The sequence below is a fragment of the Kitasatospora sp. SUK 42 genome (assembly GCF_015776785.2).
GTDB lineage: Bacteria > Actinomycetota > Actinomycetes > Streptomycetales > Streptomycetaceae > Kitasatospora.
Map to the genome: position 1 here is coordinate 671,396 of NZ_LFMD02000002.1, position 22,894 is coordinate 694,289.

The 22,894-nt window shown below is 72.0% G+C and carries 22 protein-coding genes and 1 pseudogene; 1 reads left to right on the plus strand and 22 read right to left on the minus strand.

Translation table 11 applies throughout. From position 1 onward, the window contains the following. Window positions 1-78: 78 nt before the first annotated feature. The 6 genes from RZ50_RS02765 to rpsB form a co-directional block, all read right to left on the minus strand. Window positions 79-2,004: a stealth family protein gene (locus RZ50_RS02765; RefSeq protein ID WP_196946905.1), complete on the minus strand. Its 1,926-nt coding sequence runs from the start codon at window positions 2,002-2,004 to the stop codon at window positions 79-81. A 476-nt stretch (window positions 2,005-2,480) separates the two neighbouring features. After that, on the minus strand, window positions 2,481-3,701 hold the full coding sequence (locus RZ50_RS02770; protein WP_254802167.1) for a phosphatidate cytidylyltransferase: 1,221 nt from the start codon (window positions 3,699-3,701) through the stop codon (window positions 2,481-2,483). Window positions 3,702-4,024: 323 nt separating this feature from the next. After that, window positions 4,025-4,582, minus strand: a complete 558-nt coding sequence (frr, locus tag RZ50_RS02775; protein ID WP_196946904.1) for a ribosome recycling factor — start codon at window positions 4,580-4,582, stop codon at window positions 4,025-4,027. Window positions 4,583-4,687: 105 nt separating this feature from the next. Further along, window positions 4,688-5,452, minus strand: a complete 765-nt coding sequence (gene pyrH, locus RZ50_RS02780; RefSeq protein WP_030056790.1) for a UMP kinase — start codon at window positions 5,450-5,452, stop codon at window positions 4,688-4,690. Window positions 5,453-5,713: 261 nt separating this feature from the next. Beyond that, window positions 5,714-6,553 carry a translation elongation factor Ts gene (gene tsf, locus RZ50_RS02785; RefSeq protein WP_196946903.1) on the minus strand — a complete coding sequence of 280 codons (840 nt, stop codon included), beginning with the start codon at window positions 6,551-6,553 and terminating at the stop codon, window positions 5,714-5,716. A gap of 129 nt (window positions 6,554-6,682) precedes the next feature. Continuing rightward, complete coding sequence (rpsB, locus tag RZ50_RS02790) at window positions 6,683-7,555, minus strand: 30S ribosomal protein S2 (RefSeq protein ID WP_196946902.1); 873 nt, start codon at window positions 7,553-7,555, stop codon at window positions 6,683-6,685. A 921-nt stretch (window positions 7,556-8,476) separates the two neighbouring features. Here rpsB and RZ50_RS28820 point away from each other — a divergent pair. Further along, a pseudogene (locus tag RZ50_RS28820) lies at window positions 8,477-8,677 on the plus strand (M23 family peptidase); the annotation flags it as partial. 207 nt (window positions 8,678-8,884) lie between these two features. Here RZ50_RS28820 and RZ50_RS02800 read toward each other — a convergent pair. The 16 genes from RZ50_RS02800 to rpsP form a co-directional block, all read right to left on the minus strand. Continuing rightward, on the minus strand, window positions 8,885-9,478 hold the full coding sequence (locus RZ50_RS02800) for a TetR/AcrR family transcriptional regulator (RefSeq protein WP_196946929.1): 594 nt from the start codon (window positions 9,476-9,478) through the stop codon (window positions 8,885-8,887). A gap of 174 nt (window positions 9,479-9,652) precedes the next feature. After that, window positions 9,653-10,507: an RNA polymerase sigma factor WhiG gene (gene whiG / locus RZ50_RS02805; RefSeq protein ID WP_196946928.1), complete on the minus strand. Its 855-nt coding sequence runs from the start codon at window positions 10,505-10,507 to the stop codon at window positions 9,653-9,655. Window positions 10,508-11,101: 594 nt separating this feature from the next. Next, the gene (gene dprA / locus RZ50_RS02810; protein ID WP_196946901.1) at window positions 11,102-12,286 is read right to left on the minus strand and encodes a DNA-processing protein DprA; all 1,185 of its coding nucleotides are present in this window, start codon (window positions 12,284-12,286) and stop codon (window positions 11,102-11,104) included. Continuing rightward, complete coding sequence (locus RZ50_RS02815) at window positions 12,283-14,004, minus strand: YifB family Mg chelatase-like AAA ATPase (protein WP_196946900.1); 1,722 nt, start codon at window positions 14,002-14,004, stop codon at window positions 12,283-12,285. Before RZ50_RS02815 ends, dprA begins: the two co-directional genes overlap by 4 nt. A 1-nt stretch (window position 14,005) precedes the next feature. Continuing rightward, window positions 14,006-14,509 carry a YraN family protein gene (locus tag RZ50_RS02820; protein WP_196946899.1) on the minus strand — a complete coding sequence of 168 codons (504 nt, stop codon included), beginning with the start codon at window positions 14,507-14,509 and terminating at the stop codon, window positions 14,006-14,008. Window positions 14,510-14,677: 168 nt separating this feature from the next. Then, entirely contained in the window at window positions 14,678-15,004 is a 327-nt protein-coding gene (locus tag RZ50_RS02825; RefSeq protein ID WP_030056781.1) for a DUF2469 domain-containing protein, read from the minus strand. A 54-nt stretch (window positions 15,005-15,058) separates the two neighbouring features. After that, entirely contained in the window at window positions 15,059-15,532 is a 474-nt protein-coding gene (locus RZ50_RS02830) for an NUDIX hydrolase (protein WP_196946898.1), read from the minus strand. A gap of 112 nt (window positions 15,533-15,644) precedes the next feature. Beyond that, the gene (gene lepB, locus RZ50_RS02835) at window positions 15,645-16,400 is read right to left on the minus strand and encodes a signal peptidase I (protein ID WP_196946897.1); all 756 of its coding nucleotides are present in this window, start codon (window positions 16,398-16,400) and stop codon (window positions 15,645-15,647) included. A 145-nt stretch (window positions 16,401-16,545) separates the two neighbouring features. Beyond that, on the minus strand, window positions 16,546-17,550 hold the full coding sequence (gene lepB, locus RZ50_RS02840) for a signal peptidase I (RefSeq protein ID WP_196946896.1): 1,005 nt from the start codon (window positions 17,548-17,550) through the stop codon (window positions 16,546-16,548). 243 nt (window positions 17,551-17,793) lie between these two features. After that, window positions 17,794-18,765, minus strand: a complete 972-nt coding sequence (lepB, locus tag RZ50_RS02845; protein WP_196946895.1) for a signal peptidase I — start codon at window positions 18,763-18,765, stop codon at window positions 17,794-17,796. Next, on the minus strand, window positions 18,749-19,543 hold the full coding sequence (gene lepB / locus RZ50_RS02850; RefSeq protein ID WP_196946894.1) for a signal peptidase I: 795 nt from the start codon (window positions 19,541-19,543) through the stop codon (window positions 18,749-18,751). Before lepB (RZ50_RS02850) ends, lepB (RZ50_RS02845) begins: the two co-directional genes overlap by 17 nt. Window positions 19,544-19,869: 326 nt before the next feature. Continuing rightward, on the minus strand, window positions 19,870-20,220 hold the full coding sequence (gene rplS, locus RZ50_RS02855; protein ID WP_030243502.1) for a 50S ribosomal protein L19: 351 nt from the start codon (window positions 20,218-20,220) through the stop codon (window positions 19,870-19,872). Window positions 20,221-20,374: 154 nt separating this feature from the next. After that, window positions 20,375-21,193: a tRNA (guanosine(37)-N1)-methyltransferase TrmD gene (gene trmD, locus RZ50_RS02860; protein ID WP_196946927.1), complete on the minus strand. Its 819-nt coding sequence runs from the start codon at window positions 21,191-21,193 to the stop codon at window positions 20,375-20,377. Between the two features lie 101 nt (window positions 21,194-21,294). Further along, entirely contained in the window at window positions 21,295-21,855 is a 561-nt protein-coding gene (gene rimM, locus RZ50_RS02865; protein ID WP_196946893.1) for a ribosome maturation factor RimM, read from the minus strand. Between the two features lie 157 nt (window positions 21,856-22,012). Then, window positions 22,013-22,252, minus strand: coding sequence for an RNA-binding protein (locus RZ50_RS02870; protein WP_030056773.1), 240 nt, complete (start codon window positions 22,250-22,252; stop codon window positions 22,013-22,015). A 2-nt stretch (window positions 22,253-22,254) separates the two neighbouring features. Continuing rightward, window positions 22,255-22,683, minus strand: coding sequence for a 30S ribosomal protein S16 (gene rpsP, locus RZ50_RS02875; RefSeq protein WP_196946892.1), 429 nt, complete (start codon window positions 22,681-22,683; stop codon window positions 22,255-22,257). Window positions 22,684-22,894: the final 211 nt, after the last annotated feature.

Genomic DNA, 22,894 nt, shown 5'->3' on the forward strand with positions numbered 1-22,894 from the left:
GGTCGAGGACGGGCCCGGGACGGCCGGGCCGACCCGGCCGTCAGGGCGTCGGGGCGTCGGGGCGTCGGGGCGTGGTCCTCACTCCACCTCGACGGGCGTGGATCCGTCGGCCTCCGGGCGGATCGGGCCGCCCTCCTCCTCGGGTTCCACGGTCTCGAACGGGGAGGGGACCGGGAAGTAGGCCCGCAGGAAACCGGTGACGGCCTCCTCCTGCTCCTGCGGGGAGAGCAGGTCGCGGGTTCCGTCGGCGAGGCAGAAGTAGTCCGCCCAGCGCTCGTCCCGCAGTTCCGCGAGCCGGGCGAGGTCCTCGGTGCTGTCGGTGACGAAGTAGCCGTCGTAGAGGTGCCCCTCCACGGCGCGGGCGGTCGCGTGGGCGTAGTGGATGGCCAGGGTGACCGGCGCGAGGTCCGCGGCGGACCGGAAGGCCGAACGGACGGTGTCGTGCAGCTCGTCCGCGAACCTCTCCGCGCTCTCGGCCAGGACACTGCGGCGCAACGGGTGCGGAGAGTGCTTGAGGGTGCGGGGGTACGTCTTGCCGACGGCAGCGGCCAGGACGGCGCGGGTGTTCTTCAGGGCGGCGACGTAGACCGAGTCGTCGGCCTCGACGTCGCCGGGCGGAACGATTCGGCTGTCGGAGAAGCAGCGGGGCAGTCCGTTGCCGAGGAAGAAGTCCTCGGGCACGAGGGGGCGGCCGAGGAAGACGTCGTCGTTCACGTACAGGAAGTGCTCGGCGAGTCCGGGGATCAGGTGCAGCCGGCTCTCGATGGCGTGGGAGTTGAACACCGGTCCACCATCGGTGCCGGCGAACAGCTCGCGGTGCGAGACGACCGTCAGGCCCGGTTCGTCGGTGTCCAGCCAGTGCGGTACCTGATCGTCGGTGACCAGGTACACGTGTCTGATCCAGGGCGCGTGCGCGGCGAGCGCGCGCAGGCAGTACCGCAACTCGTCGCGGTTGCGGAAGCGCTGGTCGGCGTCGCCCGCGATGCCGCTGGCGGCGGTGCCGTCCTCCTCCGCGATCGGGCCCGCGGTGTGGGCGAGCCGGGCCCGGGCGGCGGCACGGCGCTCCTGCCAGGCGGGGTCGGCGTCGTCGACCCAGGTGATCACGGCGTCGACGGGGAACGTGACCTGGTCCGGCAGGGACGTGGCGAAGACGTCGAGCAGCGGGTAGGACCGCCCGTCGACGGTCGTCGTGGCGGTGGCCTCCAGCGAGGGCACCCACCAGCCGAGCGGGGTCTCGTCTATCGAGGCGATCGCGCCCCGGGAAGGGGCGGCGGAGTCCCAGAACTCGACGTCGCAGCCGGTGTCGGGGCCGTACACCAGGGTGTCGATCGCCGCGGGCCGGTAGATCCGCACGCCCTTGACCCGGTCCGTCGGCCAGACCGGGCCGACCTGGTATTCCTCCGGTGCGCCGCCCTCGTCGGACGCGGCGTCCTCGTCCGGTCCGTCGGCCGGGGCGTCGTCCGGACCGCCCTGGGCCTCCTCCATCAGGACGACCGCGGCGGGCAGCTGCTCGGCCAGGACGGTGCCGAGGGTACGGCCGTGCTCCAGCAGGTCCGCGTAGACGGCCTGTCCGGCGAACGCGGCGGACAGCGCCTCCAGCACCGCCTCGCGGTCACCGGGGGCTATCGCCAGCCGGTGACGCGGATGCCGGTCGGGCACGATGCCGTGCGCGATGCCGACCTCGCGCAGCGCCCCGGTCACCTCGGCCAGGTTGCCGTCCCGGCGCTGCCCCGGCAGGAGCTTCCGGTGCGGCTCCGCCAGGAGGTCGCCGCAGCGGGCCACACCGGTCGGGGCCGCGATCAGCTCCGCCTCGCGGGCGGAACGCGCCCGGGCCAACCGCTCGATCGGAGCAAGCGGCTCCTCCTCGACGGGCTCCGGTGCTCCTTGCGCCTGCTCCTGGGCCTGGGCCTGTTCGGGACTTTCTCCCGTGGAGGACCGGCGACGGCGCGCCAGCACAGCGAGCGGGCGCATCGCGGTGGCGAAGCGGGCCGAGCGGACGGACACGGAAACTCCAAGGGGGGGGTGGGGGGTGGAGCCGCAAGATGACGGGGGGAAGTGCCTTGTGCCCGAGCGTCCGGTTCCACCGGCTTCGTCTCCGCCGCACCGCCCGTAACGGGGGTCCCATTGCGCTGCGGGAGATCGTATGCGACCAGGGAAACAGTTCATAGAGTTCCGGTAACGATCACGCGTCCTTTTGGAGACCGGACCCTGACCGGAACCGCGCCCGGAAGGCCGTCGACCGACCGTTTCACACCGGAGAAACGGCGACCCGGCGGACCAAGACGGCCCCACGTACACGTAAAGGGCGCTCTACCGGTGGAGAACCCACGGGTGGTACGGCCCCGCCGCCGCTCCTGCCTGTGTGTGCGCCCCGGGCCCGGGCCCGGCCGTTCCGGCGGCGCGTACGGCGGAGGCCCCGGACGCGTGGCGTCCGGGGCCCTCCCTGCGTACCAGATCGCACTCCACGTGCGAGGAGAGGATCAGCTGCCGACGAAGGCCGCCAGCAGCAGCCAGACCACCGGGGCGGTCGGCAGGAGCGAATCCAGCCGGTCCATGATGCCGCCGTGGCCGGGCAGCAGCGTGCCCATGTCCTTGATCCCGAGGTCGCGCTTGATCATCGACTCGCCCAGGTCGCCCAGGGTCGCGGTGACCGCCGCGCAGCCGCCCAGGATCAGGCCCTGCCACCAGCTGCCGCCGTCGATGATCAGCTGCATCAGCAGCGCGCCCGCCAGCATCGACAGGCCGATGCCGCCGGCCAGGCCCTCGCGGGTCTTCCCGGGGCTGATCGTCGGGGCCAGCTTGGTCTTGCCGAACTTGTAGCCCACGGCGTAGGCGCCGGTGTCACTGCAGATCGTGACGATCAGGAAGAGCACGATGCGCTGCGGGCCGTCGTCGGCCGCCAGCATCATCGCCACGAAGGTGGCCAGGAACGGGACGTAGAAGGCGGTGAACACGCCCGCCGTTATGTCCCGCAGGTAGTTCTCCGGCGGTGCGGCCATCCGCCAGACCATCACCGCCAGCCCCGTCAGCGCGAGCGAGGCCGCGGCCCACTGGATCCCGGCCCAGTAGCCCGTGGCCACCATGGCGACGCCGCCCACCACCAGCGGGACCAGCGGCGCCTTGATTTCCTTGCGCTCGGCGAGCCGGGTCGTCAGCTCCCAGACGCCGACCGCGACCGCGGCCATCACAACGACCAGGAACAGCGCCTTGACCACGAACAACGAGGCGACGATCACCGCACCGAGACCGACCCCCACGCCTATGGCGGCCTGGAGGTTACGGCCGCCGCGCTGCTTGCGCGGCTCCGGCTGCGGGGCGGGCTGGGCGGCCACGGGTGTCTCCTGCCCTGGGTGGGACGACGGCACGAAGTAGGGCTGCCCGGCCGCCGGGTGGCTCTGCTCCGGCACGGGATGCGCCGGAGCCCCCGAGTACGGCGGAGCGCCGTGACCGGGGGCGGGAACGGGGGCGACGTCGTCGGTTATCGCGCGCAGCACGACCGTATCCGTCACGCCCGGCGGCGCCGCTTCGGGCTGCTCGTCCCGGAACAGCAGGCCGCCCACCTGGCCGGCCTCCCGGGCCTGGGCGTCGGCGGGCCCGGCCTGCTGACCGGGAACCGCCGGCCGGCCGTGTGCCGTGTGCCGGCCCCGGCCGTGGCCGGGCGCACCGGGCGGCGGGCCGGGGTCGGCCGGTACGGGGGGCATGACCTGAGTCTCCTCCGCGTCGCCGCCCCAGTACACCGGAGGCTGCTGCGGGTGATCCGAACGGAGGCCCTGGTCGCCCGGGGCAGCACCCGGCACGCCCTGCTGGGCGGCCGGGCTGCCCGGGTGTCCGGCGTGGCCCTGCACGGCGGCATGGCCCTGCGCGGGATGACCGGGGTGGCCCTGGGCCGGCGTCGGGTACTCGCCGTACCCCGGCGCCGGATGGGCCGACGGCCGGGGTGCCTGCGGCTGCGGCGCCGGGCGGTAGGGCTGGAACTGCTGGTCGGACGGGCCCCAGTAGCCAGGGGCGTCAGGGGCGTCGTTCATCAGACCTCGAGCAGCTCGGCTTCCTTGTGCTTCAGCAGCTCGTCGACCATGGCCACGTACTTGGACGTGGTGTCGTCGAGCTCCTTCTCGGCGCGGCGGCCGTCGTCCTCGCCGACCTCGCCGTCCTTGACCAGCTTGTCGATGGCGTCCTTGGCCTTGCGGCGCACCGAACGGATCGAGACCTTGGCGTCCTCGCCCTTGGTGCGGGCGATCTTGATGAACTCCCGGCGGCGCTCCTCGGTGAGCTCCGGCAGCACCACCCGGATGATGGAGCCGTCGTTGGACGGGTTGACGCCCAGGTCGGAGTCGCGGATCGCCTGCTCGATGGCCTTCAGCGCGGTCTTGTCGAACGGCGAGACGACCGCCATCCGCGGCTCCGGCACCGAGAACGAGGCCAGCTGGTTGATCGGCGTCACGGCGCCGTAGTACTCGGCGACGATCTTGGCGAACATCGCCGGGTGCGCACGGCCGGTGCGGATGGCCGCGAGGTCGTCCTTGGCGACGACGACGGCCTTCTCCATCTTCTCCTCGGCCTCGAGGAGGGTCTCTTCGATCACTGTGGTCTCCCTGTCCGGTTCATCTGCTGTTGTCCCGACCGGTGCCGGCTTCGGGGCCGGTCGCGGTGCCGATCGCCGACACCGTTCCGTACGGCTGGTTGCTGCTCAGGCCCGGACGGAATCCTGGCTGATGAGTGTGCCGATCTTCTCACTCTTCACCGCACGCGCGATATTGCCCTCCGCCAGCAGCTCGAAGACCAGCATCGGGAGGTTGTTGTCCTTGCACAGCGTGATCGCGGTGAGGTCGGCGACCTTGAGGTCGCGGGCGATGACCTCGGAGTACTCCAGCGCGTCGAACTTCACGGCGTCCGGGTTGGTCCGCGGGTCGGAGTCGTAGACGCCGTCCACGCCGTTCTTGCCCATCAGCAGGACGTCGGCGTGGATCTCCAGGGCCCGCTGGACGGCCGTGGTGTCGGTGGAGAAGTACGGCATGCCCATACCGGCACCGAAGATCACCACGCGGCCCTTCTCCAGGTGCCGGACGGCCCGCAGCGGCAGGTACGGCTCGGCGACCTGGCCCATGGTGATGGCGGTCTGGACCCGGGTCTCGATGCCCTCCTTGACCAGGAAGTCCTGCAGCGCCAGGCAGTTCATGACGGTACCGAGCATGCCCATGTAGTCGGAACGGGCCCGGTCCATTCCCCGGACCTGGAGCTCGGCGCCCCGGAAGAAGTTGCCGCCGCCGATGACCACCGCGACCTCGGTACCGGCGCGGACGACCGTGGCGATCTCCCGGGCGATCGCGTGCACGACGTCCGGGTCGACGCCGAGCCCGCCGCCACCGGCGAAGGCTTCACCGGACAGCTTGAGCAGCACCCGGCGGCGCGAGCCCGCCTTGGGGTCCTGCGCGGTCTCCTGCGTCTCCTGCATGGACTTCTCCTTTTTGCACCTACTGGCTCACAGGCCTGGGTGTGCGGATACCCGGCCTGCGCGTACACGAGAGGAGGCCACTGCCGCGGGAACCGGTTCGGTGTCCTGCACGGCAATGGCCTCCTCGTCGTTCATGGTGCCGACGCGGCCCGCCCGTCGACGGATGGCGCTGGGTGAGCCCGTTCGGCATCCCGCCCGCCCTGGTCAGCGGGCGGGGGCGATTCCCAGCCTAGAGGGGCCGGGAACCAGGTGGAACGTGGCTCAGGCGCCGACGCGGAAGCGGGCGAAGCGCTTGAGGGCGACGCCGTTCTCCTCAAGGACCTTGGCGACGGTCTTCTTGTTGTCCTTCGCGAAGGCCTGCTCCAGGACGGAGTGCTCCTTCACGAAGCCGGTGACGCGACCCTCGACGATCTTCGGCAGGGCGGCCTCCGGCTTGCCCTCCTCGCGAGCGGTGGCCTCGGCGACGCGGCGCTCGTTCTCAAGCTCCTCGGCCGGGATCTCCTCGCGGGACAGGTACTTCGGCGCGAAGGCGGCGATGTGCTGCGCGACGTCCTTGGCGACCTCGGCGTTCTCCTTGTCCAGCTCGACCAGGACGCCGACGGCCGGCGGCAGGTCGGGGCTGGTCTTGTGCAGGTAGACCGCGACGAAGCCGTCACCGTCGAACTGGGCGAAGCGACGGAAGACGATCTTCTCGCCCAGGGACGCGTTGGCCTCGTCCACGAACTGCTGGACGGTCTTGCCGGCCTCGATCTCGGAAGCCAGGGCGGCCTCCAGGTCGGCCGGGGCGCTCTTGGCGACGTGGGCGGCGATCGCGTCGGCGACCTCGACGAACTTCTCGCCCTTGGCGACGAAGTCGGTCTCGCAGTTCAGCTCGACCAGAACGCCGGACTTCTTGTCCTCGGCGATCAGCGCGGCGACGGCGCCGTTGGAGGCGTCACGGCCCTCGCGCTTGGCAACGCCCTTCTGGCCCTTGATGCGCAGGAGCTCGACGGCCTTCTCGACGTTGCCCTCGGCCTCGTCCAGGGCCTTCTTGCAGTCCATCATGCCGGCGCCGGTGAGCTCACGGAGCTTCTTGACGTCCGCGGCGGTGAAGTTCGCCATGGTGTGAATCTCTTCTCGCGTCTCGCGTGTCTGCGTGGGGTGGCGCCGGGACCGTCGATCCGGTCCCGGCGCGGGAGAGAGGGGCACCTGCCGGCTTCGTACCGGCGGGCGCCCCTCACCCTTGGTACGTCAGGCCTGCTCGGCCGGCGCCTCGGTGGCCGGCGCCTCGGTGGCGGGGGCCTCGGCGGCGGGGGCCTCGGCGGCGGCGGGGGCCTCCTCGGCCTTCTTCTCGCCCTCGAGGAGGTCCTTCTCCCAGTCGGCCAGCGGCTGGTCGGCGCCCGGCTCGGCCTTGGTGTCGCCCTTGGCGACACCGGCGCGGGCCTTCAGGCCCTCGGCCACGGCGTCGGCGATCACACGGGTCAGCAGGGTGACGGAGCGGATCGCGTCGTCGTTGCCCGGGATCTTGTAGTCGACCTCGTCCGGGTCACAGTTGGTGTCGAGGATGGCGACGACCGGGATGTTGAGCTTCCGGGCCTCGCCGACCGCGATGTGCTCCTTCTTGGTGTCCACGATCCAGACGGCGCTGGGAACGCGCTGCATGTCGCGGATACCGCCGAGGGTCTTCTCCAGCTTGTCGTGCTCGCGCTGGAGGACCAGGAGCTCCTTCTTGGTGAGGCCGGAGCCGGCCACGTCCGAGAAGTCCAGCTCGCCGAGCTCCTTCAGGCGCTGCAGACGCTTGTAGACGGTCGAGAAGTTGGTCAGCATGCCGCCGAGCCAGCGCTGGTTCACGTAGGGCATGCCCACGCGGGTGGCCTGCTCGGCGATGGCCTCCTGGGCCTGCTTCTTCGTGCCGACGAAGAGGACGCTGCCGCCGTGGGCAACGGTCTCCTTGATGAACTCGAAGGCGCGGTCGATGTAGTTCAGCGACTGCAGCAGGTCGATGATGTAGATGCCGTTGCGCTCGGTGATGATGAAGCGCTTCATCTTCGGGTTCCAGCGGCGGGTCTGGTGACCGAAGTGGACGCCGCTCTCCAGCAGCTCCCGCATCGTGACGACGGCCATTGCCGTGCTCCTCAGGTGTTACGGCCCGGCGGCGGCGATTCGTTACACGACTGCCGACAGCCGGGTCAGGCTCGGTTTGTCCGTGGCGGCCAGGTGACAGCCACGCCTGACGCCCCGAACGTGCCGAGCCGCTTCCACCCGCTCGGTCCGGGGACCGGTCGGGCTCGGCGGACCGAGCGGCACTCGCACCTGGCGGGGCTGCGGACGAACCGCGTCCGACCGCCGGTGGCGGGGCGTGCGAAGTCGACCCGGCGGACCGGGTCGCGTGTGAAGTGTACGGGAAGCGCCGAGGCGCAGGCGACCTCAGCAGTGGCCGGGGGCCTGCGGAGTGGCCGTGAACGGCCTGTGGGAGGCCTGTATTCAAGCCTGCACTTCGGGCCCGGGGGCCCGGGAAGCAGCTGCGGCAGTCGGGCTCGTGGCGCTGGGAGGGCGGTGTCGGCTGCTCGGCCGCCTGCCCACTGCCGGGTGCACGTATGCCGTTTGTACACCGGATGGCGGCGCCCGTACACCCGTCGGGGGGATGGCTTTCGACTGTGGGGTGGTTTGTCCACAGGAATCCGGAAGCGGGTGGTGCGGGGGTGGGGGTACGGCGAGCCTCGGGGCATGACTTGGTGTAGCGGGGTTCGCAGAGTGGTTGCCGTGGTGGTGCCGGCGGTGGTGCTGGTGCTGGCGGCGGCGCTCTCGGTGGTGTTCGCGTTGGCGGGGGTTGCCGGGGCCGGGGGTGGGCCCGGTGGCGGTTCGAGCGGTGGGGGTGGCGGTTCGGGCGGTGGCGGTGACGGAGGTTCCGGCTGGGGTTCCGGCTCGGCCGCCTCGCGGGCGTGGCCGGTGGGCGGGCCCGGCGGGGTGCTGGGGCGGTTCGATCCGCCGGCGAAGCCCTGGGCTGCCGGGCACCGGGGTGTGGACCTCGCCGCCTCGCCGGGGATGGAGGTGCGGGCTGCGGCGGCCGGGGTGATCGCGTTCTCCGGTCTGGTGGCGGGGCGGCCGGTGGTGACCGTCACCCACCCCGGCTCGGGGACTCCCCCGCTCCGGACCACCTATCTGCCCGTCGTCGGCACCGTCCCGGTCGGCACCGCCGTGGCTGCTGGGCAGGTGATCGGGCGGCTCGCCCCGGACGGGCGGCACTGCGGCGCCCGGGACTGCCTGCACTGGGGGCTGCTGCGCGGCGGCCGCTACCTGGATCCGCTGGCCCTGTTCGGCGCGGGTCGGGCCCGGCTGCTGCCTCTGGGTGGAACCGGGCGGGACGAGCCGGCCGACAGGTCGGGTGGAGAGCCCGGGGCGAACGGGGCCCAGGCCACGCGGACGGCCGGGCGACTCAGGCGGCTGGGCGACTCAGGCGCGGTCGAGGCCGTGCAGCGCCAGGGCGACGGCGGCCTCGGCAATCGCTTCGGGGGTCTCGCGGGTGTCGGCAGGGCAGGCCGCGCGGTCCCCGGCGGCCGACTGCTCTCCTCGGCGGACGGCGGCCTCCACCACCCCCTGCAACAGTGCCGCGGCGAGCCGGGGCCGGGTGTGGCCGAGGTCCTCCAGGGCCTGGACCACCAGACCGACGAGTCGTCCGTGCGCCGCCCGGATGCGCTCCCGCGCGACCTCGTCGAGCTCCAGCGCGGAGATCGCCACGACCGCGCGGTGGCGCGGGTCGGCGGCCAGCGCCAGCTGGCCCCGGACATACGCCTCGATCCGCTCGGCGGCGGTGTCGCAGCTCTCCATCCCGGCCTCGATCTCGGCCGCCCAGAGCGGGAAGTCCACCTCGCAGAGCGCCTCGACCACGGCGGCCCGGGAGCGGAAGTACTCGTAGACGGAGGAACGCGCCAGTCCGGTGCGCGCCGCGAGCGCCGGGAAGGTCAGGGCCTCCATGCCGCCCTCGGTGAGCAGGGTGCGGGCAGCGTCGAGGAGGGCTGCCCGCTGCAGCTGGCGATGCTCGGCCACCGTGGCCGCTCGGATCTTCGGCACGCTCCCACTGTACGGAGCCCCACCTTCGGCCGATACGGCGCCGCGCATTCGAACGGCACACCGATGGGACAGGACCGTCGGGCGGCTCGGCAGCTCTGACGGTTCCAGCAGCTCCGGCGGGCCCTGGCAGCTGCTGGCAGCTCCGACGCGCTACCGGATGTCCGACAGCTTGGCGCGCAGCTGGAGGACGGACTTGGTGTGGATCTGGCTCACCCGACTCTCCGTCACCCCCAGCACCTGCCCGATCTCGGCGAGGGTGAGGCCCTCGTAGTAGTAGAGCGTCACCACGGTCTTCTCCCGCTCGGGGAGGGTGTTGACCGCCTGGGCCAGCAGTCTCCGCAGCTCGCGGTCCTCGGCCACCTCGACCGGGTCGTCCGCGCCGTGGTCCTCCAGGGTGTCCATCAGACTCAGCCGGTCGCCGCCCTCCCCCACCGGGTGCAGCAACTCGTCCAGGGCCACCACGTTGGCGAGCGACAGCTGGCTGAAGATCGCGTGCAGGTCCTCGATGGCGATGCCCATCTCGGCCGCGACCTCCGGCTCGTGCGGCGTCCGGCGCAGCCGGGCCTCCAGCGTCGCGTACGTCCGCTCGACGGCTTTGGCCTTCTGCCGCACGGAGCGCGGGATCCAGTCCAGGGCTCGCAGCTCGTCGATGATGGCGCCACGGATGCGGCTGATCGCATAGGTCTCGAACTTGATGGCGCGGCCGATGTCGAACTTCTCGATCGCGTCGATCAGCCCGAACACTCCGGAGGAGACGAAGTCCGCCTGTTCGACGTTGGAGGGCAGACCGACCCCGACCCGGCCCGCCACGTATTTGACGAGTGGTGAGTAGTGCAGGATCAGCTGTTCCCGCAGCCGCCGGTCGCCGGTCTCCTTGTAGGAACGCCAGAGCTCTTCGAGCGCGGTGCGCCCCTGGGCGCCGGCGTCCCGGGGCCCAGGCCCCAGGCCTTCCGCCGACTGCTCCCGGCGGGGCCGGGACACCGGCGGGGAGGTGGCCTCCGGCATGGGGGTGTTGCCGGACGGGCCGAGCGCGTGCTCGACGGCCGCACCGCCGAACGATTCCGCCGCACCGACCGCACCGGCGCCCCGGGCCGGCTCGGCGCTGCACGCCGCCTCGATGCCACGGGCCGACTCGATGCCGCGGATCACGTCCGCGCCACGGATGGTGTCCGTGCCACGAGCCGCATCGGCGTCACGGGTAGCGTCCGCAGGCTGGCCTGGCACCGCCGTCGGCCGGCCGCCCTGTCGCGACAGGCCTCCCATCGTCCCCGCCGACTTGGACGGGAACTCGGTCACGGGACGCCGCTCGGTCCGCGGCCCTCCCGCGGACCGAGCGCCACCGGTCACTCTGTGTCCGGGAATGTGTGTGGGCATGCGTTGGTCTGCGCCGTTCTGCCGAGTCATGTGCTGATAGGGAAGGCATGTGGGTGGAGCGTAGCGTGACCAACTCACTGCAAAGCGCTACCGCCACTCGGTCGTCCCCCGATCCGGTGGCATTCGCCCGCCGAATCCGGGCAACGCACGGAAGAACCGGATCAGCAGGTCAGTCGGGCCGTTCGACAGGCCTTCCCCAGGCGTATCCGTGTCCTGTTCCGACGATCACCTCCTCCGCACCATGCGCCAGTGGGCGCCGTGTCGCTCCACATAACCGAGCGAGGTCAACTCGTAGAGCCGCTGGAGGACTTCGTCCGCGGGGAGCCCGGATTGCCGGGCCAGTCTCTCGACCGGGGCTCCGTCCGCGGTGGCCGGAACGGCCTCCAGCACCCGGGCCACCGCCGGTTCCAGCAGGTCGCGGGGCAGCACCGGGCCGCTGCGCTGCGGTGCCAGGTCGTCCCCGATCGCCCCGATCAGCTCGGTGATCTCGGCGGCGTCGGTGACCAGGGTGGCTCCGCCGCTGCGGATCAGGGCGTGCACCCCGGCGGACAGTTCCGAGGTCACCGGGCCGGCGACGCCCATGGTGTGCCGGTTGAGGTCCCGCGCCCGTCTGGCCGTGCTCAGGGCGCCGCTGCGCACGGCCGCCTCGACCACCACCGTTCCCCGGGTGAGCGCCGCGATGACCCGGTTGCGGAGCACGAAGCGGAAGCGGTTCGGGTGCTCCCCCGGCGGGAGTTCGCTGACCAGCAGGCCCTGGGCGCCGATCCGCCGGATCAGCTCGGCGTTCCCCTTCGGGTAGGCCACGTCGACCCCGCAGGCGAGTACGCCGATGGTCATACCTCCGACGGCGAGCGCCCCTCGGTGGGCGGACGCGTCGATCCCGTAGGCGGCTCCGGAGACCACCACCCAGCCGCGCTCGGCCAGTTGGGCCGACAGCTCCCCGGCCACGTGGGCGCCGTAGGCCGTACAGGCCCGGGAGCCCACCACGGCCACCGAGCGGAGGGCGAGCAGCCGCAGTGAACCGGTACCGGTGGTCCACAGCCCGATCGGACGTCCGTCGCCGAGGTCGTCCAGTTGACTGGGCCATTCCGTGTCACCCGGAATGATGAAGCGTCCGCCGACGGCGTGTACCCGTTTCAGGTCCTCTGCCGGGTCGAGGCCCGGAAGTCGGGCCTGGTAGGCGGCGAGCCTCTCCGCGTCCAGTGCGGGGTGCTCGGGGACGGTGCCGGTCCGGATCGCCCGGACGACGTCCACGGCGGAGAGCCGGCCGAGCCAGCGGCCCACCACCGCGTCCCCCGGCTCACTGAGCCGGTTGAGCACGACACGGGCGAGGCGCTCCGGATCGGGCGCGACCGTGGTGTCGGTCTCGGCCGCGTGGGGCCTATGAGGGTGTCTCAACAACTGATTCATGCCTCGCTCTCCTCGTTGCTCTCCTCGTTCGGCGGGTGCTGGCCCGGCCTCCCGGGCCGGTCGTCGCCCGGGTCGCTCACCCGCTGGGCCGGGATGCGCCCGAGTCGGCCGAGGACGCGCTCGGTCAGCGGCAGCCCCTGTTCGACCCCGGTGCGCAGGACCAGTGCGGTGCGGACGTCCCGCTGGTCCGGCCGGTCGCGGCCGGCCAGGTCGGCGACCGTCCACGCGACCCGGAGCACCCGGTCCAGGCCGCGGGCGGTCAGCAGTCCGCGCTCCAACTGGCGTGCGACGTCGTTGAGCGCGCCGGCCGCGAGCTGCCAGCGGGTGCGCAGCTCGTGGCCCGGCACCTCGGCGTTGGTCCGCCACGGGGTGTGCGCCAGCCGGGCCGCCGCTCGTTCCCGTGCGGCCAGCACCCGGGCCGCGACGGTCTCGGTGCTCTCCGCCGTGGCGTCCCGCTCCATGAGTTCGATCCTGGTCACCGGGGCGACCTGGACCTGGAGGTCGACCCGGTCCAGCAGCGGTCCGGAGAGCCGCCCCTGGTACCGGCTGACCATCGCGGGAGTGCACTCACAGCCTTCGCCCCGCCGCGAGTACCGGCCGCACGGACAGGGGTTGGCGGCCAGGCAGAGGAGGAAGCGGGCCGGGAGCCTCAGCGATCCGGCCGAGCGGGCGATCACCACCTCGCCGGCCTCCAGCGGCTGGCGCAGCGCGTCGAGCACCCGCACCGGGAACTCCGGCGCCTCGTCCAGGAACAGCACGCCCCGGTGCGCCAGCGAGACCGCACCCGGCCTCGGCAGGCCGCTGCCGCCACCGACGATCGCGGGCATCGTGGTGGAGTGGTGCGGGGCGCAGTAGGGCGCGGTGTCGATCAGCGGGCGCCCGGCCGGGAGCAGGCCCGCCACCGAGTGGACGGCGGTGACCTCCAGCGCCTCCGTCTGGGTCAGCGGCGGGAGCAGCGAGGGCAGCCGCTCCGCCAGCATGGTCTTGCCCGCGCCCGGCGGCCCCTTGAGGTAGAGGTGGTGCCCGCCGGCGGCGGCGATCTCCAGGGCCCGCCGGGCCTCGTACTGGCCGGCCACGTCGGCCATGTCGAGGCGGAGCGCCTTGTCGTCCGACAGGCCCCGCACGCTCGCGCTGGGCAGCATCAGGCCGGCCATCAGCGGATCCGGCCGGCCGCCGATGGGATCGGGCGGCTCCTCCGGCTCGGCCGCCCCGGTCAGGATGGCGACCAGCTGGCGCAGGCTGCGGATGCCGGTCACCGTGACCCCGGGGACGAGTGAGGCCTCGGGCGCGGTCTGCTCGGCGACCACCACCCGTTCGTACCCGGCGTCGGCTGCGGCCAGCACCGACGGCAGTACCCCGCGGACCGGCCGCACCCGGCCGTCCAGCCCCAGCTCCCCGATGAGCAGCAGCTCGGCGATGGAGGACGGGTCCAGCCGCTCGGCGGCGGCCAGTACGGCGCAGGCCACCGCCAGGTCGAAGCCGCTGCCGCTCTTGGGCACCGAGGCGGGGCTGAGGCCGACGGTCAGCTTGCGCTGGGGCCAGGCCTCCCCGCTGTTGCAGACCGCCGCGCGGACGCGGTCCCGGGCCTCGCTGAGTGCCTTGTCGGGCAGGCCGACCAGGGTGAACGCGGCCACCCCGGGCTCCAGATCGGCCTGGACCTCGACGATCACTCCGTCGACCCCGACCAGTGCGACGGAACAGGTACGGGCGAAGGCCATCTCAGACCACCCCCCGCAGGTGGTCGACCAGGGCCGCACCCCGCGCCCGGTTGACCACGGCGACCAGATCGATCCGCACCCCGCCCGGTGGGGCGGGCGGCCACTGCGGATCCGTCGGCCCCGGGTCGTAGCCGGGCCCGGCCAGTTGCGCGAACTTCCCGGGCCAGCGTTCGGCCATCCAACGCTCGGCCAGGCGCTGCAGCCGGGCGGCCTTGGCCTGGTCGATGGCCTCGGTGGGCTGCTGGAAACCCCGCTCGGAGCGGGTCTTCACCTCGCAGATCGCAACGGTGTCCCCGTCGAGGGCGACGATGTCCAGCTCGCCCTCGACGCAGCGCCAGTTGCGGTCCAGGATGAGGAGCCCGGCCTCCGTGAGGTGCCGGGCGGCTACCCGCTCCCCGTAGCGGCCGAGCCCGTTCCTGGTGCCGCGCTCCGGGCTCCTGTCGGCGCCCTGCCCGGCTGTGGCCGTGTTCGGTACGGCCTGGTCCTGCACGATGGTGTTCTGCATGGTGACCACCTCCGCCGAGGAGGCTGCACCACCGTGCGCGGTGGGATCGGGGAATTCGGTTCCCCTGTGGATAACCCGGGCCTGTGGATAACTCTTGTCACCCGCAGGGGTGAGATGCCCGCGTCACGCGAAATTCGGCTGGACAACGCGGGACGGAGTCGTCCAACGTCAGTTCCCGAAGCCGGACTCGTCCGAGGGCAGCTCCAGATCGCTCTTCGCGAGTTCCTCGATGTTCACGTCCTTGAAGGTCAGCACCCGGACCTTGCGGACGAACCGGGCCGGCCGGTACATGTCCCAGACCCACGCATCCGCCATCGACACCTCGAAGAACACCTCGCCCTGGACCGAGTGCACCTGCAGCTCGTAGTCGTTGGTGAGGTAGAACCGTCGCTCGGTCTCGATCACGTACTTGAACAGGCCGACGACGTCCCGGTACTCCCGGTAGAGCTTGAGCTCCATCTCGGTCTCGTACTTTTCGAGATCTTCGGCACTCATCCAGGCGTCCCCTCAACTTGTCAGTCCACCCATTGTGGACCACCGCACCCACGCTCAGAGCCGTACCGGATCGACCGGCGGGCCCTCTGCCAGCAGTCGTCCCAGGAAGTCCGCCAGTCCGGCCGGATAGACCGTCTCGGCCGTCCCCCGCAGTTCCTCGACCGTCCACCAGCGCGCCGCGAGCAGCTGGGCGTGTTCCTCATCGCCCATGCCCGAGTGGTCCAGACCCGTCTCCGCGGTCCGGGCCAGGTGGAACCACTGTTCCTGCTCGTAGCGCTGTCCCTGAAAGGAGAACGACACCGTGCCGTACGCCACCAAGGGCCCCAGGTCCACACCCCGCAGGCCGGTCTCCTCCGCGAGCTCCCGCTCTGCGGCCTCGCGCACGTCCTCGCCCGGCTCCAAGCCGCCCCCTGGCGTGAACCACCACGTCTCCTCCGGCACGGCCGGGTCGGAGCCCAGGAAGAGGAGGATGCGGTCCAGCCCGTCCAGCAGCAGGATCCGCGCCGCCCTGCGACGCTGTGCTGTCATGGCAGCGCTCCACGCTCCTTCCGTCCGCGCCGGTGGCGCTACCGATCCTGCCACCCGACGCGTCCGTCCGGGGCGATGTTCGGCAGAGCGGCCCGACCGGCGGCGGTCGCGCTCAGGAGCTGCGCCCCCGGCGGAGCCGACGGGCCAGGCCCGCCACCCCGCCCACCGCCGAGGTCACGAGGATCAGCGCCGCGCCCGCAACGCTGGCGTAGGCGGCCGGCTGCAGCGGCCCCGGCCGGGAGGCCTTCGGGCCCGCGAGCCCGTCGAAGGCCGTGACCCGGTCGAGCACACCCGTCCGACCGAAGGGCAGCAGGGTGGCCTCGACCCTGGCCTCGACGGCGGTCGTCGGGACGGTCCCGCCGTCGACCTCGATGTGGGTGCGGGAGTCGAGCGAGCCGAGCCGGTTGTCGCCGAGCAGGAACAGCCTCCCCTGCGGCACCGTCACGCTGAACGACTCGCCCTGACGGCCCTGCGTCGCGAGGTAGGGCTCGTCCACCGGCTGTCCGTCGACGGTCAGCCGCTGGTCGGCGCCGGTGGTGGCGACGGTGTCCCCGCCGATCGCGACCACCCGCTTGACCATGAGCTCCCCGCCCCAGGCCTGGTCGCGGAAGACCACGACGTCCCCCCGGCCGATGGCTCCGCCGTCGACCTTGCGGGCGAGGACGGTGTCCCCGATCTGCAGCGTCGGGTGCATCGAGGCGGTCGGGATCTTGTACGGCCGGTAGTCGACGGCGATCAGGGCGAAGCCGCCGACCATCAGCACCAGTCCGACGGCCAGCGCGATCCCCTGCAGCACCGCGGCGGGCCTGCGGCGGGGTCGGGCGGGCGCCGCCGGGCTGTCGGCCGGCTGTTCCACGACACTGCTCATCGACACCGTCCACCTCTGGCCGACCGGAGAACACCACTGGCACGCCGGGGGCACGGGCGGAAACGCCGACGGGCCGTGGCACGTCCGAGCAGATTACTCGTCGGTACCACGGCCCGCGCAAGGGTCGGGGAGGACCCGGTGGAGCTCAGGACTCCTTCCGGCGGTCCGCCCGGGTCCGAACCCGACGCACCAGCGGAAGAAGGGCGACGGCACCCACCGCGCCGGCCACGGGCGGCGCCACCGGCAAGGCCGCCGCCAGGCCCTTCTGGTCGAAGGTGTCCGGCACCGGGAGCGTGGACCAGTGGCTGATCGGCCAGGCCACCACGAAGGCTCGCCCGATCACGTTGTCCACCGGCACGGACCCGCCGCCCGGCTGGTCCATGTGGAAGCGGGAGTCCAGCGAGTCGGCGCGGTGGTCGCCCATCACCCAGATGCGGCCGTCCGGCACCTTCACCGGGCCGAAGGGCTGTGTCCCGCACGGGGTGTTGCCCGGGTAGATGTACGGCTCGTTGAGCGCGACACCGTTGACCGTGACCGGTCCGTCTCCCTTGCACTCGACGGTGTCCCCGCCGACCGCGATGACCCGCTTGATCAGGTCCTTCTCGTTGGCGGAGGGCATCAGGCCGACGAAGCTGAGCACGTCCTGGACACCGCGGACGAAGGAGTTGCTGCTCTGCGGGGTGGGCTCGTCGTTCAGCCAGCCGCCCGGGTCGTGGAACACCACGACCTCGCCGCGCTCGGGTTCGGCCCCGAACCAGGGGGTCAGCTTGTCCACCAGGACGCGGTCGCCGACCTGCAGCGTGTTCTGCATCGACTCCGACGGAATGGAGAACGCCTGGACGAAGAAGGTCTTGATCACGAGAGCGAGGATCAGCGCGATGCCGATCAGGATCGGCAGCTCCTTCAGGAAGGAGCGCTGCTTGCGCGGCTTGGCCGGGGTCTTCCCCGTCGCGCTGTTCACCGCCTCGGTCTCCGGCTCCTGGGGTTCCGGGGATCCGTCCGCCCCGGTGTGGTGTTCATCGGCGGACTGGGCCGCCGCGTCGTCGACCGCGGCGGACGGTGCCGAGGACTCCGCCGACTGGGTCACCCTGTTGCCCAGGCCCTCGGGATCCCCGGCGCCTGAGCGGGCGCCGATCGCCAAATCCCCCACAACGTCTCCTCCCTGCTGTGCGGACGCCCGCGCGCCCGCGCTCAGAGTGCCGCACAGCGGGCACCACGCTCACCACGACCATGAACGCATCAGGGCTGCCCACAGTGGACTCCCCTGACACCCAACACGGCTTCGGAGCACGACCGGGACCGCTCCCGGCCGCACCTGCACTTCTCTATCACTCCAGAGCATCCGGCTTGCGGTTCCACACGCGCGATCCGGCCGTTCGGCACCCGGGCTGGCTCACTCGGGAGGCCGCCCCGGCCGACGAACGACGAACGGAAGGATGCCCAACACCCCCATAACGAGCGGGGGTTCCACGGGAACCGGCCCAACGCCCATCGATCTCGGCACAGTTCCCCCGGCCTGCGGAGCCAGGGCGAGAGAGGAGAGTGAACTCGGCTCATCGAGTTGATGGAAGCGGTCCAACGGAAAGCCGATCAGGAACGCTCGACCGACCACGTCGCTCAGCGGGACGGTGCCCTGTCCCGGATTGCCCATGTGGAAGCGGGAGTCGGCGGAGACGTCCCGGTGGTCGCCCATCACCCACAGGCGTCCCTTCGGCACCGTGACCTTGAAGGACTGCCGGGAGGGCGGGTTGCCCGGCGCCAGGTACGTCTCCTCCACGGCACGACCGTTGATGCTGAGCCGCCCCTGCGCGTCGCAGCACTCGACGGTGTCCCCGCCGACGCCGATCACGCGCTTGATCAGGTCCTGCTCGTTCTCTGACGGCAGCAGCCCGACGAAGGTGAGCACCTGTTTGGCCGCGCCCAGCACCGGACCGTCGTCGGACGGCTTGCGATCGTGCTCCAGCCAGCCGCCCGGGTCCTTGAACACCACCACGTCGCCGCGCTGCGGCTCACTACCGAACCAGGGGGTCAGCTTGTCCACCAGCACCCGGTCCCCGATCTGGATGGTCTGCTCCATCGAGCCCGAGGGGATCACGAACACCTGGATCAGGAAGGTCTTCATCACCAGCGCCACCAGCAGCGCCACCAGGACGATCAGCGGGAACTCCCGCAGCAGCGAGCGCTTGCGCCGTCGGGCCGCCCGGCGGGCGCTGCGGCGGCGCTCGGCGCGGCCTCGGGCCGGCGGGGCCGGGTCGAACGGCGCGTCGCCCGGTCTGCCGTCGCCCGGTCTGCCGCCGTCCGGTCTACCGTCCTCCGGCTCCGGGGCCCGGCGGTCGGCGACCCGCCCCCTACCTCTGGTTCCCATGACCACCCGTCCCCGCAGTCACGGCGAAGGCCGCGGGCCGGTCCAGGCTGGTCCAGCGGGAGAACGGGTAGACCACCCAGTCCGCCCGGCCGATCACCTTGTCCTCGCGCACGAAGCCGCCGCCGGGCTCGCCGAGGTGGTCGCGCGAATCCCGGGAGGCGCTCCGGTGGTCGCCCAGCACGAACAGCTTGCCGGCCGGCACCACGATGTCGAAGGCCACGTCGGACGGCTGGTCGCCCGGGTCCAGGTAGGCGGTCTCGTCCACCGGCACGCCGTTGACGGTGATCGGCGCGCCCGGCCCGGTGCTGGTGACCCGGTCCCCGCCGACGCCGATCACGCGCTTGACGTAGACGGTGTCCCCGGCCGGGGCCAGCCCGAGGTCACGGCCGAGCGAACGCAGCCCGTCCCAGAACCCGGGCGGCTCCGCCGGGGCCGGGAGGAAGGAGCCCGTACCGTCGAAGACCACGATGTCGCCCCGCTGGGGGTGGCCACCGAAGGCGTAGGCGAGCTGGTTCGCGATCAGCCGGTCGCCGGGGCGCAGCGTCTCCTCCATCGAACCGGAGGGCACCGAGTACGGCCGGGCGACGAAGGCGTTCACCAGGAGCAGGGCCCCCAGGCAGATCCCGACCAACAGCAGCAGGTCCCACGAACGCGAGCGCCCGGGCTCCTCGTCCGGATCGACCCCCTCGTCCGGATCGGGCTGCTCGTCCGAGTCGGGCTCCTCGTCCGAGTCGGGCTCCTCGCCTGGACCGGACTGCTCGTCCGGATCGGGCTCCACACCGGGGTCGGGCTCCGCGGCCGGGGCCGACCGGCCATCCGGTCCCGCTTCCCCGGCCCGGCCCGTCTCCTCGCCCTGTCGCCGCCGCTCACCGCCCTGCGGCTCCGCACCCCCGGAAGCAATAGGAGCAGCGGGAGCAGCGGGAGCAGTAGCGGCACCCCCGGAAACGACCGCGGACCGCGACAGCGAGTCCGCACCGGTGGGTGCGGGACTGCCGTCGCGGTCCGCGGGTGGTTCGTGCGTGCTCATCGGGGGGTGAGCTTACCTTGCGGCGGCCCGGCCCTTCAGAGCTCTCCGATCCCCCGGCGAGGCCGAGGGTCGGTGGATCAGCGGTCGCGCTTCTCCTTGATCTTCGCGGCCTTGCCGCGGAGGTCACGCAGGTAGTACAGCTTGGCGCGGCGAACCGCACCGCGGGTCACGACCTCGATCTTCTCGACGACCGGGGTGTGCACCGGGAAGGTGCGCTCCACGCCGACGTTGAAGCTGACCTTGCGAACGGTGAAGGTCTCACCGACGCCGGCGCCGTGGCGACGGATGACGACGCCCTGGAAGACCTGGACACGGGAGCGGTTGCCCTCGATGACCCGGACGTGGACCTTCAGGGTGTCACCGGCGCGGAAGGCCGGGATGTCGGTGCGCAGCGAGGCCGCGTCGACAGCAGCGAGCTTGTTGCTCATGTTGCTCTCCATCGCAGGCGCCACGGGCCGCCCACGGAAGTTCGTCACAATGGGGTTCGTTGCGGGCCGCATCGGCTGACGGCGATCCCCCCGTGGCGGGGGCGCCGGTCCACGTGCCCCCTACGGAAGGGAACCAGCGACAGACAACAGCGGCCTATTCTTCCACATCACCGGCGACGGACCGAAATCGGCCGAGCCCCTCGTCCCAGGCGAGGCCGAGGATGCTGAGCGCCTCCCGGTCCTTCTTGTCGAAGGCGCCGTACGGCCAGCGCCCGACCAGGTCGGGGCGGTTCGCCAGGGTGCGGGCGAAGGCCTGCTCCCGGCGCCAGCGGGCGATCCGGCCGTGGTTGCCGCTGAGCAGCACGTCCGGCACCGTCCGACCGCGCCACTCGGCGGGCTTGGTGTAGACCGGGCCCTCCAGCAGGTCGGCCATCGCACCGGGCGCGAAGGAGTCGTCCCGGTGGGACTCGGCGTTGCCGAGCACCCCGGGCAGCAGCCGGGCGATCGCCTCGACCATCACCAGCACGGCGACCTCGCCGCCGGCCAGCACGTAGTCGCCGATCGAGGCCTCGACCACCGGCATCCGGGTGGCCGCCTCCTCGATCACCCGGCGGTCGATGCCCTCGTACCGCGCGGGGGTGAACGCCAGCCAGGGGCGGCCGGCCAGCTCCTGGGCGAGCTCCTGGGTGAACGGGCGCCCGCTCGGGGTCGGCACGACCAGGGTGGGCAGCTCGCCCTCGGGCCCGCCGGCCACCACCGCGTCCAGCGCCTCGCCCCACGGCTCGGGCTTCATCACCATGCCGGGGCCGCCGCCGTACGGGCTGTCGTCCACCGTGCGGTGCACGTCGTGGGTCCACTCGCGCAGGTCGTGGACGCGCACGTCCAGCTGGCCGCGGGCGCGGGCCTTGCCGACCAGCGAGATGTTCAGGGGCTCCAGGTACTCGGGGAAGATCGTGACGACGTCTATCCGCATCCCGGACTGGACGCCCGGCACGGCCTCCTGGGCGGCATCCACGGCAACGGCAGCACTGGCACCGGCACCCGCGTCCACACCCGCACCGGCCTGTTCGGCGGTCACTCCGACTCCTCCGGTTCCTCCGCCGCACCGCCGACGACCTCGGCCTGCTCGGGGTCGATCAGGCCGGCCGGCGGGGTGATCACGGCCCGCTGGTTCTCCAGGTCGATGGTCGGCACGATCTGGCTGACGAAGGGCACCAGCACCTCCGTCCCGTCGGCCTTCTTCACCGTGAGCAGGTCCTGGTACGGCAGGTGGACCACCTCGGTCAGCTCGCCGACCAGGGTGCCGTCGAGCAGCACCACGTCCAGGCCGATCAGCTGGTGGTCGTAGTACTCCTCCGGGTCCTCGGGCCGCTCCTCCGGGTCGACCTCGGAGATGAGCAGGGTGCCCCGCAGCGCCTCGGCCGCGTTGCGGTCCTTGACGCCGGCGAAGCGCAGCAGCAGTCGGCCGCTGTGCACCCGGCCGGACTCGATGGTCAGCGGTCCGGCCGAGGCCGGGTCGGTGAGCAGGACGGCACCGGGGCCGAGCCGGAGTTCCGGCTCGTCGGTGCGGACCTCGACACTGACGTCCCCCCTGATGCCGTGGGCACGGCCGATCCTGCCGACGACGAGCTGCACGGTGATCGTTCTCCTGGATTTCCTGAAACGAGTGATGGCGAGACGGAAGGTGGCGGGACGCGGGGCACGACGCGACGGGAGGCACGACGAAAAAGGCCGACCGGGACGACATGCGTCCCGGTCGGCCTCAAGCCCGACGGCTGAACGAGCAGCTGCGTCAGCGAATGTTGTCCACGTCGACCAGGTCGACCCGGACGTTGCGACCGCCGAGGGCGCCGACCACGGTGCGCAGAGCGCGCGCCGTGCGGCCGCCCCGGCCGATCACCTTGCCGAGGTCATCGGGGTGCACCCGCACCTCGATGGTGTTCCCCCGACGCAGGTTGCGCGAGCGCACCTGCACCTCGTCGGGGTGCTCGACGATGCCCTTCACCAAGTGGTCGAGGGCGTCCTCGATCACGATCAGGCCTCGGCGGCGGCGTCGGCCTCAGCCTCGGCCTTGTCCGACTTCTTGGCCTTCGGGGTGATGGCGACACCGGTGGTGGCGTCCTCGAAGCCGGCGACGGCCTTCGCGAACAGGTGCGAGAAGTCCTCGACCTTCGGCTCGGCGACCTTCAGCGGCTCCGGAGCCGGCAGGCCCTTGAACTTCTGCCAGTCGCCGGTCAGCTTGAGGATGGCGAGCACCGGCTCGGTCGGCTGGGCGCCGACGGACAGCCAGTACTGGGCGCGGTCGCTGTCGACCTCGATCTTCGAGGGGTTGTAGGTCGGCTGGTAGATGCCGATCTCCTCGATCGCGCGACCGTCACGCTTGGTGCGGGCGTCGGCGACGACGATGCGGTAGTGCGGGGAGCGAATCTTGCCGAGACGCTTCAGCTTGATCTTGACTGCCACGGGAGTGGATTCTCCTGGTGTTGACGTGGGTGAGCGGCCTCGCCGTCCGCGTGGGGTTGCGGGGCGGGTCGTTCAAGGGACACGCCAGCCGTAGGAGAGAGGGGTCCTGCTCGGCTGCCGAGTACTCAGCTGTCCATTCTGCCATACCGGCGCGAACCGCCCGCACGCGGCCCTGCAGGCCGGACCTGGGCGGCACCGCTCAGGACAGGAC

Bases quoted from the DNA above. Each gene is read 5' to 3' on its own strand.
- rplS (WP_030243502.1), bottom strand. From the start codon at position 20,220: ATGAGCAACAAGCTCGCTGCTGTCGACGCGGCCTCGCTGCGCACCGAC.
- tsf (WP_196946903.1), bottom strand. From the start codon at position 6,553: ATGGCGAACTTCACCGCCGCGGACGTCAAGAAGCTCCGTGAGCTCACC.
- whiG (WP_196946928.1), bottom strand. From the start codon at position 10,507: ATGCCGGAGGCCACCTCCCCGCCGGTGTCCCGGCCCCGCCGGGAGCAG.
- dprA (WP_196946901.1), bottom strand. From the start codon at position 12,286: ATGAATCAGTTGTTGAGACACCCTCATAGGCCCCACGCGGCCGAGACC.
- pyrH (WP_030056790.1), bottom strand. From the start codon at position 5,452: ATGCAGGAGACGCAGGAGACCGCGCAGGACCCCAAGGCGGGCTCGCGC.
- RZ50_RS02820 (WP_196946899.1), bottom strand. From the start codon at position 14,509: ATGCAGAACACCATCGTGCAGGACCAGGCCGTACCGAACACGGCCACA.
- trmD (WP_196946927.1), bottom strand. From the start codon at position 21,193: ATGCGGATAGACGTCGTCACGATCTTCCCCGAGTACCTGGAGCCCCTG.
- lepB (WP_196946897.1), bottom strand. From the start codon at position 16,400: ATGAGCAGTGTCGTGGAACAGCCGGCCGACAGCCCGGCGGCGCCCGCC.
- lepB (WP_196946895.1), bottom strand. From the start codon at position 18,765: ATGGGAACCAGAGGTAGGGGGCGGGTCGCCGACCGCCGGGCCCCGGAG.
- RZ50_RS02815 (WP_196946900.1), bottom strand. From the start codon at position 14,004: ATGGCCTTCGCCCGTACCTGTTCCGTCGCACTGGTCGGGGTCGACGGA.
- RZ50_RS02825 (WP_030056781.1), bottom strand. From the start codon at position 15,004: ATGAGTGCCGAAGATCTCGAAAAGTACGAGACCGAGATGGAGCTCAAG.
- rpsB (WP_196946902.1), bottom strand. From the start codon at position 7,555: ATGGCCGTCGTCACGATGCGGGAGCTGCTGGAGAGCGGCGTCCACTTC.
- RZ50_RS02770 (WP_254802167.1), bottom strand. From the start codon at position 3,701: ATGCCCCCCGTACCGGCCGACCCCGGCCCGCCGCCCGGTGCGCCCGGC.
- RZ50_RS02830 (WP_196946898.1), bottom strand. From the start codon at position 15,532: ATGACAGCACAGCGTCGCAGGGCGGCGCGGATCCTGCTGCTGGACGGG.